The following is a 14,701-nucleotide window of genomic DNA, read 5'->3' on the forward strand; positions in this document are numbered from 1 at the left end:
TGGGCGCAGCTCGGATATAGCGGGACAATCTTTCTATTTTACCGGTGAATCTTTGTTCGCCCAAATCCGGATGTTAGGCTAGGCCGTTTCGGGATTCCGACTACGAGGAGAAGCAAGGATGAAGGCCAGGCTGAAGTGGGTGGACGGCGTGTGTTTCCTGGGCGAGAGCGGCAGCGGCCATGCGGTGGTGATGGACGGCGCGCCGGAAGGCGGCGGAAGGAATTTGGGGCCGCGGCCCATGGAGTTGTTGTTATTGGGCACCGCCGGTTGCACCAGTTACGACGTGATTACTATTTTGAAGAAGGCGCGACAGCAAGTCAGTGATTGCTGGGTGGAGATCGATGCCGAACGCGCGGACGAGGAGCCCAAGGTGTTCACCCGCATTCATTTCCACTTTGTGGTGACTGGGCGCGATCTGAAGGCGGAGACGGTGGAGCGGGCGATCAAGTTGTCGGCTGAGAAGTACTGTTCCGCCTCTATCATGCTGGGCAAGACCGCTGACATCAGCCACGATTTCGAATTGCGCGACGCCTGATGACGCTGCCGGCGGCCGGCGGGCCGGCCAGCAGGTCCGCCGCCAGGCTCAGCGCTGTCTCATGGTCCGGGCGGTGGCGCAGCGGGTAGCCCCAGAACTTTTCGAAGCGCGGCGCGAACTCGTCAAGATAGCGCTGTTGCTCGGCTTGCGGAGCAATCACGATCGTGCCGCGTATCAATTGGCGGATCTGCAGCCGGTTGTCCTTGACCCACAGCGCCGCCATTTTGCGGATGATGCGCGCGTGCAGGTCCAGTTCGGTTGGCGCCGGTTCTTTGGCGATGAATACGAAGGGGCGTTGCTGGAGCAGCAGCTGGTCCAGGGTGGCGAAGATGTCGGTGGGCTGCTGCCCATCCGGGCGGCTGCGGTCCAGCCAGACGATGGGGAAGTCTTGAGCGTGGAATTGCATGGCTTTTTTGAAAATGATAATCAATATCATTATATCGTCAGCCACCTGACTTGTCATCTAGGTGGCGGTTGCGGCGCGGTCTTGAGATTCGCGCCGGCGGCCCCCATCTCTCCCGAGTCCCGCCACGGGAGCAACGCTTGGGTTGCCGGGCGTAAGCCGATACAATAGGCGGTTTTGCGCGGCTGCCGCTCCGGGGCCGCCATCGACGAAAAAGGCGCAGGGATGACTACCATCGTGGCGGTAAGAAAGGGCGATCAGATCGCGATCGCCGCCGACAGCCAGACCACTTTTGGCGACGACCAGAAGCTGTTGGCGGGCTATGACTGTTTCCACAACAAGATTTTCCAGCATGGGGACAGCTATTTGGCCATCTCCGGCTCGGCCGCCCACGATCTGGTGTTGCAAGGCGCGCTGAAAGAGTTGAAGAAAAAAGACCTGAGCAGCCGCCAGGGCATTTTCGAGACCTTCCGCAAATTGCATCCCAAGCTGAAGGACGGTTTCTACCTGCGTCCCGAAGAGGACGAGGAAGATCCGTACGAATCCAGTCAGATGATGGTGGTGATCGCCAACCGTCATGGGATTTTCGGGGTGTATCCGATGCGCGAGATTTACGAGTTCTCGCGCATCTGGGCGATAGGCTCCGGCCGCAAGTTCGCGATGGGTGCGATGTACGCGGTGTATGACCAAGCGCTCAGCGCGCGCGAGATCGCCGAAATCGGCGTGCGCGCAGGTTGCGAATTCGACGTCAGTTCTTCAATGCCAATGACGGTCTATACCGTAGAACTGGCGGCGGACAAGGAAAAGAAAGACATAGCATGAGCACACAAGACAGATTGCAACGATTTTTGTTTGACGGCGCGCCGGTGCGCGGCGCGCTGGTGAGGTTGGACGGCGCCTGGCAGCAGGTGCTGGCTCGCCGCAGCTACCCTCCTGCCTTGAAGAAGATTGTCGGCGAAATGATGGCGGCGGCCGAACTGATGGCCGCCAACCTCAAGTTCGACGGCGCGCTCATTCTGCAGCTTCACGGCGCCGGCGCCCTGAAACTGGCGGTGGTGGAGTGCAACAACGACCGCACTATCCGCGCCACCGCAAAGTGGGACGAAGGCATTTCCGACGGCGCGTCCATCCAGTCTTTGCTGGGAGTTCATGGACGCTTCGTGGTGACCTTGGAGCCGCGCGTGGACAAGGCGCAAACCTGGCAGGGCATCGTGGCGCTGGAGGGCGACAGCATAGGCGAAATGCTGGAGAACTACATGCTTCGTTCCGAGCAGCTGGAAACCCGGCTGATCCTGGCCTCCAGCGACGAAACCGCGGCCGGCATGCTGTTGCAGAAGCTGCCGGAAGGTCATGGAGATCCGGAAGGCTGGGAGCGCATTCAGATGCTGGGCGCCACTTTGAGGGCGGACGAGTTACTGAGCTTGCCGGCCGAGGATGTCCTGCATCGTCTGTTCCATGAGGAAACAGTGCGGGTATTCGATCAGGAAACGGTGAGTTTCGCCTGTAATTGCAGCCGGGAGCGCGTCGGCGACATGTTGAAGATGCTGGGCGGCCAGGAAGTGGGCGAGGTGTTGCTGGAGCAAGGCAGCGTGGAAATCGTCTGTGATTATTGCAATCAGCATTACGTTTACGACGAAGATGATGCCAACAAGTTGTTCGACTACGATGTGGTCGCTGCCGCGCGCGAGGCCAGGCACTGACGCATTACCGTTAGTTTGGCAACAAACTTTATTTTAAGCCGCATATGCGGCTTTTTTTACGCCCTTTTTTCGACTAAAAACAGGGTAAAAATACCAATGTTGTAATTATGGTTTAAATTGGAGATTTTATTTTAAACTAAATTTTCATGACGTTTGCTATTCGATATGATTTGACGTTCGCATTTCATTATTGATGCGACATTATCAATGTCTTGGATAGCGTCATGATAAAAACAGCTTCGCTCAGCAGCGTGCGCGCACTGAGTCTTTCCGTGATGGCCGCCGCCTTATTGGCCGGTTGCGTCAGCGATTCCGAAAAAACGGCAGTCAGCCAGCCGGCGCCGCAGGCCAATCTGCCGCAGGCCGGCCACTCTTCGCATTCTCCGGCTTTGTCGGAGAAACCATCCTATCCGCATGGCTTGCCGCCCGGCGCGCCGGCTGACGGCGCCGGTCCCGGCGCCAAGCCGCAAGGGCCGATGCAGCAGACCGGCGCGCGTCGCGCCAAGGAGGCCGCGGCCGTGCCGCGGTATGCCGAGTGCGACGAAGCCAGGCTGGGACAATTGTCCGGCGCGGCCTTGGCGCGTTATGTCGCCAGCGTAGAGGGCACTTGCATGAACCGCCTGTTCCAGGCGGACGCCTTCAGCTACCGGGTGGTGTCGCCGGCGAATATGCGCGAAGTGGCGGCCGAGGCCCGCGCCCGCGCGCAAAACTGGGACGGCAAGAGCGCCAACGGCTTGTGGCCGCTGGCGGTGTTCCTGAAGGCGGGTTACTTCACCCAGTACAGCCACGCCGCGGAAGTGGGCGACTACGGCCGTCCGGTGGACGAGCCGGTGATGCAGGTGGTGAGCGCGCTGGCGGAAAACCCGGCACTGTGGAGCGAGCCGGTGCGTGACGGCAGCGGCGATCAAGACGCCTGGTATCTGGCGACCGATCTGCGCCAGTCGGTGGCGGAAACCCTGATCCTGGCGGACTCGGTGCGCAAGCAGGAATACGCGCTGCCGCTGTTGCAGCGCTTCTTCGGCCGCTACAACGCCGCGGCTAAGAACAACTGGGCGCGCATCGCGCTGCACCCGATGCAGACCACGCTGTTCAATATGCATTACACCGAGGGCTTTGCCGCCAAGGCGGGTGCTGGTCAACTGGACGCGCTGGCAAGCAGCCTGGCAGGGTTGACCCGCGCCGGCCAACCGGCCTTCGCCGACGAGCAGATGTATCTGAACACCGTGCGCGAGACCGGTCGCTTCATGCAATACCCGCGCACCGCCAAGCTGGCGGAAGACGCGGTGGCCGGCCTGCTGGGCGGCGAGAAGTTCGGCGCCTCGTGGGCGGAAGCGGTGTATGCCTTGAAAAAGCTGGGCAAGGTGCCCTGCGAGCGCTATGGTATCTGCCAGGCGGAGCAGGAGCTGAAAACGCATCTGTTCCCGCATAGCTGGAGCTTCGACAACGGTAATCTGGTGTTCGAAACCCCGTTGGCGCTGGCCGAGGTGGAGCCGTTGTACTACGCGATGAAGCAGGTGCAGGCGCAGCTGGGCCGGGTCAGCGGCATCAGCCAGCCGGTGACTGGCGACACCAACGCCAAGCTGCGCATGGTGATCTACGGCAGCAAGACCGCCTACCAGCGCTTCCAGGGCCTGCTCAATGAATTGTCCACCGACAACGGCGGCATTTACATCGAGAAGGACGGTACCTTCTACACCTTCCAGCGCGAAGTGCCGCGCGAGAGCTATCTGAGCCTGGAAGAACTGGTGCGCCACGAGTACGTGCACTATCTGTCCGGCCGCTTCATCCAGCCCGGCATGTGGGGCAGCTCCGAGTTCTACCGCGACGACCGCCGCATGGCCTGGTACGACGAGGGCTTCGCCGAGTTCATGGCCTGGAGCACTTCGCGCGACGGCATCAAGGTGCGCGGCCACGTGGTGGATGTGGTGGCCAACGGCTGGCCGCAAAGCTATCTGGAGCCGTCCCGCATCATGCGCTCCAGCTATAGCGACGGTTGGGACTTCTACAGCCATTCCGCCTTGTGGTTCTACTATCTGAACCAGCAACAGCCGGGCCGCATCGCCGAGATTCTGGCCGCGCTGCGCGCCGACGACGTCAAGCGCTTCGACGCGCTGGTGGCGGAAATGGGCCGCGACGCCGGCCTGGTGCAGGGCTTCCACGACTATGTGGGCCGTCAGGTGGAGGCGCAGCGCGCCGGCCAGCTGGGCAATACCTCGACCGAGCAGGGCGTGGACTGGCTGAAGCAGGCGCAATGGCAGGCCGGTGACGTCGGCGCGATCGAAGGCGCGATGCGCCGCTACCTGCCGGTGGCGTGCCGCGTCTGGGCCGACGGCGAGCGCAGCGCGCTGCGTCGCTTCGAATGCGACGGCGCCTTGCCGCTGCGTTCCGGCACCGCGACGCTGGCGCGCCAGGAACTAGACAAGACGCTGGACTCCGCCTTGCAGAACCTGCTGCGCGGCAGCGGCGTCAACAATATGATGGCGCTCAACTGCGCGGCCACCGACTACGACTTCAAGGCCAAGCGCGCCGCGCTGCGCTGTGAAGGCCCGTTGGGTCCGGCCGCGTCTCAGCCGTCGCAACCGGGCGGCGGCGACGCGCAACTGGGTCTGGCCAAGCTCAGCTATTCCAGCCCTGTGCGTTGCCTGCGCGGCCAGCTGCAAGGCGTGGGCGCGCCGGACGGCTATAGTCTGGTGAGCGGTCCCAAGTTAGGCCGCGCCATTATGGCCGATCACGGCGCATTCAACTACCGGCGCGATCAGGACCAGCCGGGCGTGGCCGACCAGATCACCGTGCGCGTGCGCAAGGGCGCGCAAACGCGGGACGTGGTGGTGCAGTTGCTGGCGACGCCGGTGAATATGTCGGACGAGGAGTGCTGGGCCCGCGCCGGTTGAGGCGTGCTCAATGTCTGCTGCGCTTCGGCGGGCTAGTTAGACAGGCGCGTTGAAAACGTCTTCAGAATGCTCATGTACCGTATGTGCATTCCGCTTCTTCAGCTGTTTTCGCCTTGTCTCGCCTTTGCACGCAAGACATTGGAAGGGTTCTGAGCTGTGAAGGAAAAGAGCCGGGAGATTCCCGGCTCTTTTTGTTTTAGAGCGCTTGAACCTGGCCCAGGTCCGGCCGCTCCAGCCACGCCATGAAGGCGTCGCCCAGCCTTTGGCTCTCGGCGGTGGCCTGGCGCCAGAAACGCTGGCGTTGCTGGTCCCGACCCAGGTAGCGGTGGAAGTCCTTGCGGTCCGGCAGCTTGCCGCCGGGCAGCCGCGCTAGGTAGTCGCGCGACGGCGCGATCAGCACGGTGTTGGCGTGGTGGGCCGGATTGGGCCGGCGCCAGGGCAGGAATTTGTCGAACCAGCCGGGCACGATGCGCTCGGTGAAGTGAGGGTACAGCACGATGTCGTCGCCCTGGGCAAAGGGGAAGTCCAGGTGGTAGTCGGTCAGGCCCCCGTCTCGATAAGTGGCCGCCGGGGCGCCTGGCAGCTGCACGCCGCTGAGCACGCCGGGAATGGCGATGGTGCCCATCAGCGCGGCGTCCAGATTGTCCGCCCCCAAGGGCTGGCACAGCGTGGGAATGTCGTCCTCGGGCTTGAAGCGCAAGGCGCTGCGGGGGTCATGGCAGATCACTCGGCTGAAAGCGTGGCGCAGCAGGCCGCGCGACACGGTGTTGAGCGCGGCGCTCAGCGCCAGGCCGCCCAGCAGCGCGGCGCGCGCTTCGCTGGCGAGCAGGCCGTGGGAACGCACCAGCAACAGGCTAAGCTGATAGTGCGGGTGGTCTATCAGCGCGCTGCGCGCCGCCGGCGGCAGTATCTCATCCAGCATCAGGCGGGTCTGGCGGGTGATGTCGGTCACGCTGGAGTCTGCCGCGTAGCTTTCTTCGGTGTAACGCGCGGCCAGTCGCGCCAGCGCTTGGCTCGGTTCGGCTTGCATCGCGCAGGCGAATCGCCAGCCGCCGATGGAGGCACCGACCAGTTCGCGCCGCCGCGGGTTGCGGTTCAGCCATTCGAACACCGCCTGATCCAGGCCGGTGATGCCTATCGCCTTGGGCCCGCCGGCGGCGCCGGGCAGGGTGGCCACGCTGGCGGCGGGCAATCCTTGGCGCGCCAGCAGCTTGCGGGCGTGCGCGCCGGCCTTGATCACGAGGGGCGAGTAGGGAATATGGATGGCGGGCATGGGCTTGTATTCTGGACTGGGGTTGGCCAGCGCGGGGCGGTTTTTGGTATCCTGCTGGGTTTCGATATTCATTCGCATCGGGCGGCGCGGCCGCCTTCAGGAGCACTGTCATGATACCCGTAAGCCAACTGGCCGACTATCTGCGCGAGCAGAGCCTGGAACTGGATCGCACCGAGCTGCAGATCGCGGTGTTGACCCTGTCCGCGGTGTTGAACGCGGACAAGCCGGCGGCGCGGCAGAATCTGTATCGTTACCAGGTGCCCAAACTGAGCGAGGATGGCAGTTGTTCTTTGTTCGAAGAACTGGCCGACGAGCCTTATGATCTGGCGCCGCTGTTCGGCGGCGAAAGTCCGGAAGCCACGGCGGCCTTGCGCAATCTGCACGCGCTGGTGGAGTCGGTAAACCATAAGGTGGGCGCGGACTGGCTGGGCGTATATCGGAAGATCGGCAAAGGCCAGCAGGCCAAGCTGGTCAAGCTGGCCTACCAGGGCGTGCCCAGCCGCGCCGAGTTTCCTTTGACCGAGGCCTTCGCCGAGTACAGCAACAACAGCCGGGTGGGGCTGACCGGCTGGGCGGTGTTGATCGAAGACGTCAAAGCCTGGCGCGCCGAGGGCGGCGGCTATTACGAGTGCGATCCCAAGGTGATGAGCGAGGTGTGCCTGCCGGTGCTGGGGCCGGACGATAATGTGCTGGGCATTCTGGATGCCGAGGCGTCCAGCGCCGGCTTCTTCACGCCGGAGCGGCTGGTGTGGCTGGCAGCGCTCGCCATCGTGTTGGCCGAGCCTTTCGCCGCCTTGCCTTTAGCGCTTGAAAATCCGGAAGCCGACCACAGTTAATAAAGATTATTGCGCGCGGATTCAGGCGCGCTTATCAGGTTTAGCGGAGAAATAATGTCATTGCCTGCTGTCGAGCTCAGCGCGGATGAGCCGAGAATGGAATATGTCGCCAGTTGCAAGCTGCCCACCCCTTGGGGCGAGTTCACCATGCATGGTTTTGAGGAAGTGGGCGGCCGCGAGCACGTTGCGCTGACTCTGGGCACGATAGACGACGGCGAGCCGGTGTTGTCGCGCTTGCATTCGGAATGCCTGACCGGCGACGCCTTGTTTTCGCTGCGCTGCGATTGCGGTTTCCAACTGGAGGCGGCCTTGTCCGCCATCGCCGCCGAAGGCCGCGGCGCGCTGCTGTATCTGCGTCAGGAAGGCCGCGGCATCGGCCTGATCAACAAGATCCGCGCCTACCAGCTACAGGACGGCGGCGCCGATACCGTGGAAGCCAACGAGCGGCTGGGCTTCCCCGCCGACATGCGCGATTTCCGCATTGCCCGGCACATGCTGGAGCAGTTGGGCGTGTCGCGGGTGCGGGTGATGACCAATAATCCGCGCAAGATCGAAACCCTGCGCACTGCCGGCATCGATGTGGTGGAGCGGGTGCCGCTGGAGGTGGGGCGCAATCCGCACAACGACCGCTATCTGGACACCAAGGCCAGCAAGCTGGGTCATATGTTGTTCAAGTGAACGGCCGCGTCTCAGCGGCACAAACAGGATGTGAACGAACGGGAGCCGAGGGCTCCCGTTTTTCATGCCAGCGCCGCGATCCATTCCGGCCAGCGGGCGGCCAGCTCGTCCGCCTCCAGCGCGGCGGGGAAGGCCAGGCGTCGGCGCGCGGCGGCGATCTCATAGTCAATGCCGTGGCAATCGGCGCCCAGCAGTCGGACGTCGGCGGGAAGCTCGGTATTTTGTTCCAGCAACTCCGCTTCTTGCTCCGGCTCCAGCGCCGGGCCGTCAAGCCACTGCTCGGCCTCCAGCCAGCCCATGCGGCCGAAGCCTTCGATATAGCGCAACCGTCGCGGCTCCAGCCGGTAGAAGGTGAAATCCAGTTGTAGCCAGTTTTCGATCTCCGGCTGGTAGCGCAGGTGGCGGGCCAGCTCCAGCGGGGTGGGCTGGAAGGGCTCCATATCGCCCAGCAGTGTCAGGCGCGCGCCGCTCTGGCTGGACTCCGCCGCCGGGTCCAGCAGCGCGATGCTGCAGCGCGGGTCGGCCCGCAGGTTTTTGCAGTGTTCGGCCAGCGCGCTGAGACAGAGCGTGGGCCGGTGGTGGGCGTCGGGCACGCAGGGTATCGGCGTGGCGTAGGGGTAGCCATCCAGTTGAGTGCTGTGAGTGGCCAGGCTGGCTTGGGCGCAACGGTGAAGTAGATGGATGGCGGCTGAGGGCGGGATTTTCATGTTTGGTTTCCGACGCGAAGTGGGCTCATCTTAGCCGGCGATGGGGCTAGGCGCAAAAAAGCCCCGGCGGACCGGGGCTCAAGGCGAGAGAGTGTTGCGCTTAAAACCCAGGGGTCCTGGCGATGAAGGCGTTCAGGTTGGCGATGTTCAAGCTGCCCCAGCCGGTGGTGTAATCCCAGCCCTTGGCGGCGCTGTAGGCGCCGTTGCTGCCGCTGGTGACGTCGTGGTACAGCGAGGGGTTGGCCTTGAAGTATTTGTAAATCGACGGCGCCGGCGAGTTGATGTTGTTGCCGTTGGCCGATTCGATCCGCGCCCAGAAGCCGGTGAACAGCGGAGCCGCCAAGCTGGTGCCGCCGATCTGCGAGGTGCTGCCGTTGACCAGCACCAGCGCGCCGCTGTTGGGGTCGGCGTCGAAGGAGACGTCGGGCACGCCGCGCTTGGTTTTGGAAATGGTCAGCACGCCGGCGCTGGTCTGCCAGGCAGGGGCGCTCTCGGTATAGCTGGGGCCGCCGCCGCCGCCGTTCCAGGTGCTCTCAGACAGATAGCCGGTTTTGCCGCTGGTGGACAAGGTAGTGCCTCCCACCGCGATCACGTAGGGCGACACCGCCGGGTAGCTCTGGCGCGCGGTGCGGCCGCCGCACTCGTAGGAGCCGGAGTCGCCTGTGGATACCGAGAAGGTCTGGCCCTGGGCTACCGCCGCCTGGAAGATCTGGTCGGCGCTGGCGGTCATGCCGTCGCTTTGGGCGCTGGTTTCGCATTCTCCCAGCGACACGTTGATCACCTTGGCCGTGTCGTCGCTGACCGCGGAGTTGAAGGCGGCGGTGATGTCGGCATTGGTCATCGACGGCGCAACGTAGAAGTTCATCTGTTGAACCGCGCCGCCGGCGGCGGCGAGGATGTCCTGGCTGTCCAGGTTCCATTCCTCGGTGCCGGAGGTGTCGCTGCTGGGCGTGCCGCTATTGATCACCGAGGTGGCCACCGTGCCGTAGCCGGCGCTGCCGGCGAAGTCCTGCAGATCGCTCAGCGTCTGGGTCAGGTCGCCCTCGGCGATGATGCCGACGGTGGTGTTGCTGGCCGGGGGCAAGCTGTTCGCGTTGTAGATGGACGGGAAGTCGGAGGGGGAGTGGCCGCTGACGCTGGCGGTCTTGAAGGCCTGCGGCGTGGGGTGGCGCAGCGCGGTGTGGAACTGGTGAACATTTTGCAGGCCGTGCACGGCCAGCACGATGTCGGCCAGCTGGCTGGGCACCTGAGCGTTGGCGACATTGGCGAAGGCTTGGCGACCGTTGATGTTGTAGCGGTGCAGCGAGGTCTGGAAGCCGGCCTTGACGGTGGCGGCGCTGCCGTCTGCGGTGATCAGCAGGCGGTTGGGCGCCACTTTGATGTTGCGGAAGCCGTTGGCCTGCAAATGTTTGACCACGGTCTGTGCCTGCGCCTCTGTGGGCGAGAAACGGTCCAGGAACTCGGTCTTGCTTAAGTAGTGCTTGCTGCGGCCTTGCAGGATGCTCTGTGTGAGCGTGTCCAGTTGCGCTTTGTTGCGCACTTTCAAGGCCACCGCGATGTGTACGCTCTGGCCGGCGGCGACTTCGCCGCTGTCCTGTGCTTGCGGGATCAGCGATTGGACCGGATGGGCCAGGGTGTTGGTGGATTGCCAGTTGAGGGTTGCTGCTTGCGCCGCGATGCTGAAGAAGGCGGCGGACACCAGTGCGGCAGTGTATTGCTTGGCAAACATTCACTTCTCCTCTGAAGAAGTACCGCGCGGGCCTGCTGTTTGGCATGGCCCTTGGACCAGGCTTGTAGTTGCTCGATGGCGCGCCTTTGGTCCAGGTTGGTTGCCCTTGGTGCGGAAGGGCTGCTCCCGATGGGGAACGCTGAATGTGTAATCCTTGATGTCTGTCAATGACAAATAAATTTTCGCAAGTGGAAAAAACTGTAGGGAAAACGCAAATTTATGACGTTAGCAATGCTGTTTGCTGGTGTCAGCAATGAGTGGAGCGAATGAATGGGCTTGGCTTGAGCTGCTCAGAGCCTTAGCGCGGCCATCAGCGCGTTCTCCAGCGCCAGCACCGTCTTATCGTCGTTGAGGCCGGGGCCGGAGATCAGGAAGGAGTCTTCGGCGCGGCTGCCCAGAGTCATGATCTTGGCGGATTGCACATTCATCCGGTAGTCGGACAGCACTTTGGCGATGCGCGCCAGCAGGCCGGGGCGGTCCCCGGCGACGATGGACAGCACGTAGAAGCTGGCTTTGTCATCCGGGCGAATCAAGATCTGCGGCGTGATTGGGAAGTGTTTGAGGTGGCGGCTGATGCGACCGGAGGCGGGCAGGCTCAATTCGCCCTCCTGGCGCAGGCACTCGGCCAGTTCGAACTCGATGAAATTGATCATGTCGCGATAATCGCCGTCATGATGCTCGGGCACGAAGACGTGGAAAGTGTCCAGCGCGTAGCCGTGGCGGGTGGTGTAAACCTTGGCGTCGGCAATGCTGTAGTGGGTGCGGCCGAAAAAAGCGCAGGCGCGGGCGAACAGTTCCGGGCGGTCCCGGGTGTAGATCAGCACCTGGATGCCTTCGTGGTCGTCGGACAGCCGGGCGCGCACCAGCGGCCCGTCGGCATGGACGAAGCGGTTGAGCAGCCGCGCGTGCCAGGCGATCTCCTTGGCTTCGTGGCGCAGGAAGTAGACAGTGTCCAGTTCCTGCCACAGCGCGGCCTCCACGCCGCTTGGCACCGCGTGCAAGCGCAACAGCGCCTGGGCCTGGTGTTTGCGCTCCTCAAGCTCAGAGGCGACGTCTAGCTGGCCGCCGCGCACCAGCTGGCGCATCGCCGCATGGTAAAGGTCTTCCAGCAGCTTGGCTTTCCAGGCGTTCCAGACTTTGGGGCTGGTGCCTCGGATATCGGCCACGGTCAGCAGGTAGAGCGCGGTCAGCCGGCGCGGCGTGCCGACCAGTTCGGCGAAGCGGCGCACGGTTTCCGGGTCGTAGATGTCCTGTTTCTGCGCCACGCTGGACATGGTCAGGTGCTGACCCACCAGCCAGACCACTAGTTCGCCATCCTCGGCCGGCAAGCCGTGCTGGCGGCAAAAGTCCGCCGCGTCCGCCATGCCCAGCGTCGAGTGATCGCCGCCGCGGCCCTTGGCGATGTCGTGGAACAGGCCGGCCAGGTACAGCGTTTCCGGCCGCTCGAAGTCGTTTATCAGCCGGGACATCAGCGGATATTCGTGGGTAAAGGCGCTGCTGGCGAAGCGGCGCAGATTGCGCACCACCATCAGGATGTGCTCGTCCACGGTGTAGACGTGGAACAGGTCGTGCTGCATCTGGCCGACAATATGGCCGAAATTGGGCAGGTAGCGGCCCAGCACTCCGTATAGATTCATCCGCCGCAGGCAGCGCGTCAGTCCGTTGGGCTCCCGGAACAACTGCAGGAACAATTCGCGGTTGCGCGGGTTGTTGCGAAAGCGTTCGTTGATGTGGCTGCGCGCGTGCCACAGCGCGCGCAGCATGCGCGGGGCGAAACCGCTCAGTTCCGGGTTGCGCTGCAGCATCAGAAAGGCTTCCAGGATGGCGGACGGGTATTTCTCGAACACATCCGGCTGACGGATGCCCAGCATGCCGTTGACCGTGTAGAAGCGCTCGTTAAGGTTCTGAGTGACGCGCGGCACTTGGGAGTAGATCCTGCCGCGCAGATTGGGCAGCAGGATGCCGTTGAGCTGGTTAACGGTCTTGGCGGCGCGGTAATACAGCTGCATCGCTTGTTCGCTGGCGCGCTTGGCCGGGGTGTCCTGCAGGCCCAGGGCTCGGCCCAGTTGCTGTTGCAAATCGAATATCAGCCGGTCTTCGCGCCGGCGCGCCAGCAGGTGCAGCTCGATGCGCAGACCCAGCAACTGGCGTTCGCTGTGTTTGATCAGCCGTGCCTCGGCCAAGGTCAGGATGCCGCGGCGCACTAGCGCGTCCCAATTGTCGCCCAGGCCGATGGCTTTGCTGATCCACAGAATGGTGTGCAGGTCGCGCAGGCCGCCCGGGCTTTCCTTGATATTGGGCTCTAGATTGTTGCCGACGCCGAAGTGGCGAGTGTGGCGCTGCTGCTGTTCCTGGGTCTTGCCTTCGAAAAAGGCTAGCGGGTCGCGCTGGCGGTCCAGTAGCGCGCTCATGCGCCGCCAGGGCGCGGCGTCGCCGGCGATGAGCCGGTTTTCCAGCAGATTGGTTTCAATGGTGATGTCGCCGCGCGCCTCGGACAGGCATTCCTCGACAGTGCGCACGCTGTGGCCTATCTCCAGGCCCACGTCCCACAGCTGGCTGATGAAGGCGCCGATGCGTTCGCCCAGCTCCGGCGACGGCGGCTGGTCCAGCAGCACCAGCAGGTCGATGTCGGAGTGGGGGAAAAGCTGGCCGCGGCCGTAACCGCCCACGGCGATAAGGCTGGCGGCGCCGTCCAGACCGGATTGCGCCCACAGCGCCTGCAAGGCAGCGTCCACCGTCTGGCTGTGCCGCTTCAGATATTCCTGAGGATTGCGCTGCTGATGGTATTGCTCGGTCAAAGCCTGACGTTTGCCGGCCAGTTCCTGGCGCATGTGTGCGAGGGAGTCCGCGGCCGGCGAGTTCATGTCAGCGTCTTTCCTGTCTGGCGATAATGGCGACGCCGGCCACCAGGAACAGCAAGGTGGGCAGCGTGGCGGACAAGATGGGGTTCCAGTCGTACAGCAGGCCCAGATGGCCGAACAGGCGGTTCACGAAGTGAAAGGCGATGCCCAGACAGATGCCGCCGAACAGGCGGATACCCAACTGGCCGTGGCGTCGTTGCTGCGGGGTGAAGGCCAGGGCCACCAGCGCCATCGAGATGCAAGCCAGCGGATAGAACAGCTTGCTCCACAGCGCGATCTCATAGCGTTGGGTCTGTTGCTTGTTGCTGCGCAAGTGCTCCAGATAGGTTAGCAGCGCGCTGGCCGACATCTGTTCCGGCACGACCAGCAGCACCGACAGGATCTCCGGCTCGACGATGGATTTCCAGGACAGCTCGGGATAATGGCGGCTGACCGACTGATCCGCGCCTAGCATGGTTTCGCGCACATTGATCAGGCGCCATTGCTGCTCATCCTTGGAGAAGGAGCCGCGTTCGGCGTAACGGGTGCGCACCAGGCGGAAATCGCTGTCGTAGGTGTAGATGCGCACGCCCAGCAGCGAGGTGTCCGGCAGCATCTCATGAACATTGATGAAGTTCTGATTGTCCTTGACCCAAATGCCGGAGCGGAATTCCTGCGCCACCATCGAGTGGGTGGCGGACAGCTTCAGACTTTGCGCTTGCTGGCCCGTGCGCGGCGCCAGCACCTCGCCCAGCAGCACGGTGAGCAGGGCGAAGCCGAGGCCGAACTTCAGCAGCGTGGCGGCGATTTGCGGCAGCGTCACCCCGCTGGTGCGTATCACCGTGTATTCGCTGCTGGTGGCCAGCTGGGTCATCGCCACCATGCCGCCGATCAAGACCGCCAGCGGCATCAACTCATAAGCGTGGCCGGGCATCAGCAGCGCGACATAGCCCAGCATCTTGCCCAGGGTGTAGCTGCCCTTGCCCAGGTTGGGCACTTCGGCCAGCAGGTCGAAGAAGCCATACAGGCCCAGCAGGGCCAGCAGGGTGAACAAGGTCGCCTGGCTTAGGGTGGCGACGATGTAGCGATGAATCAGTTTCATGACGGGA

12 protein-coding genes are annotated in these 14,701 nt (G+C 63.3%); 6 read left to right on the top strand and 6 right to left on the bottom strand.

Annotated features, from left to right (window positions below):
• The first annotated feature begins 118 nt into the window (after positions 1 to 118).
• Entirely contained in the window at positions 119 to 535 is a 417-nt protein-coding gene (locus tag GYH29_RS08810) for an OsmC family protein (protein ID WP_043641523.1), read from the top strand.
• Here the strand turns inward: GYH29_RS08810 and GYH29_RS08815 are convergent.
• Positions 504 to 971 carry a hypothetical protein gene (locus tag GYH29_RS08815; protein WP_052370903.1) on the bottom strand — a complete coding sequence of 156 codons (468 nt, stop codon included), beginning with the start codon at positions 969 to 971 and terminating at the stop codon, positions 504 to 506. The genes GYH29_RS08810 and GYH29_RS08815 overlap by 32 nt on opposite strands.
• A 192-nt stretch (positions 972 to 1,163) precedes the next feature.
• Here GYH29_RS08815 and GYH29_RS08820 point away from each other — a divergent pair, with 192 nt between their 5' ends.
• The 3 genes from GYH29_RS08820 (at position 1,164) to GYH29_RS08830 (ending at position 5,529) form a co-directional block, all read left to right on the top strand.
• Positions 1,164 to 1,760, top strand: coding sequence for an Ntn hydrolase family protein (locus GYH29_RS08820; protein ID WP_019102624.1), 597 nt, complete (start codon positions 1,164 to 1,166; stop codon positions 1,758 to 1,760).
• The gene (gene hslO / locus GYH29_RS08825) at positions 1,757 to 2,638 is read left to right on the top strand and encodes an Hsp33 family molecular chaperone HslO (RefSeq protein WP_161523551.1); all 882 of its coding nucleotides are present in this window, start codon (positions 1,757 to 1,759) and stop codon (positions 2,636 to 2,638) included. Before GYH29_RS08820 ends, hslO begins: the two co-directional genes overlap by 4 nt.
• Positions 2,639 to 2,862: 224 nt before the next feature.
• Positions 2,863 to 5,529, top strand: a complete 2,667-nt coding sequence (locus tag GYH29_RS08830) for a collagenase (protein ID WP_161523552.1) — start codon at positions 2,863 to 2,865, stop codon at positions 5,527 to 5,529.
• A 196-nt stretch (positions 5,530 to 5,725) separates the two neighbouring features.
• Here GYH29_RS08830 and GYH29_RS08835 read toward each other — a convergent pair whose 3' ends face one another.
• Positions 5,726 to 6,880 carry a hypothetical protein gene (locus GYH29_RS08835; protein WP_232060548.1) on the bottom strand — a complete coding sequence of 385 codons (1,155 nt, stop codon included), beginning with the start codon at positions 6,878 to 6,880 and terminating at the stop codon, positions 5,726 to 5,728.
• Positions 6,881 to 6,912: 32 nt separating this feature from the next.
• Here GYH29_RS08835 and GYH29_RS08840 point away from each other — a divergent pair, with 32 nt between their 5' ends.
• Positions 6,913 to 7,638: a GAF domain-containing protein gene (locus GYH29_RS08840; protein ID WP_019104319.1), complete on the top strand. Its 726-nt coding sequence runs from the start codon at positions 6,913 to 6,915 to the stop codon at positions 7,636 to 7,638.
• A 96-nt stretch (positions 7,639 to 7,734) separates the two neighbouring features.
• The gene (gene ribA / locus GYH29_RS08845) at positions 7,735 to 8,316 is read left to right on the top strand and encodes a GTP cyclohydrolase II (protein ID WP_019104318.1); all 582 of its coding nucleotides are present in this window, start codon (positions 7,735 to 7,737) and stop codon (positions 8,314 to 8,316) included.
• A gap of 62 nt (positions 8,317 to 8,378) precedes the next feature.
• On the opposite strand, the gene GYH29_RS08850 is transcribed toward ribA, so the two are convergent.
• From GYH29_RS08850 to lptG, 4 genes are all read right to left on the bottom strand, one after another.
• Positions 8,379 to 9,023, bottom strand: coding sequence for a HugZ family pyridoxamine 5'-phosphate oxidase (locus tag GYH29_RS08850; RefSeq protein ID WP_081573979.1), 645 nt, complete (start codon positions 9,021 to 9,023; stop codon positions 8,379 to 8,381).
• A gap of 100 nt (positions 9,024 to 9,123) precedes the next feature.
• Complete coding sequence (locus GYH29_RS08855) at positions 9,124 to 10,752, bottom strand: S53 family peptidase (RefSeq protein WP_161523553.1); 1,629 nt, start codon at positions 10,750 to 10,752, stop codon at positions 9,124 to 9,126.
• A gap of 290 nt (positions 10,753 to 11,042) precedes the next feature.
• The gene (locus tag GYH29_RS08860) at positions 11,043 to 13,616 is read right to left on the bottom strand and encodes a [protein-PII] uridylyltransferase (RefSeq protein ID WP_019104315.1); all 2,574 of its coding nucleotides are present in this window, start codon (positions 13,614 to 13,616) and stop codon (positions 11,043 to 11,045) included.
• 1 nt (position 13,617) lies between these two features.
• Entirely contained in the window at positions 13,618 to 14,694 is a 1,077-nt protein-coding gene (gene lptG, locus GYH29_RS08865; RefSeq protein ID WP_019104314.1) for an LPS export ABC transporter permease LptG, read from the bottom strand.
• Positions 14,695 to 14,701 lie beyond the last annotated feature (7 nt).

The organism is Chromobacterium haemolyticum (assembly GCF_009936155.1).
GTDB classification, from domain to species: Bacteria; Pseudomonadota; Gammaproteobacteria; order Burkholderiales; family Chromobacteriaceae; genus Chromobacterium; species Chromobacterium haemolyticum.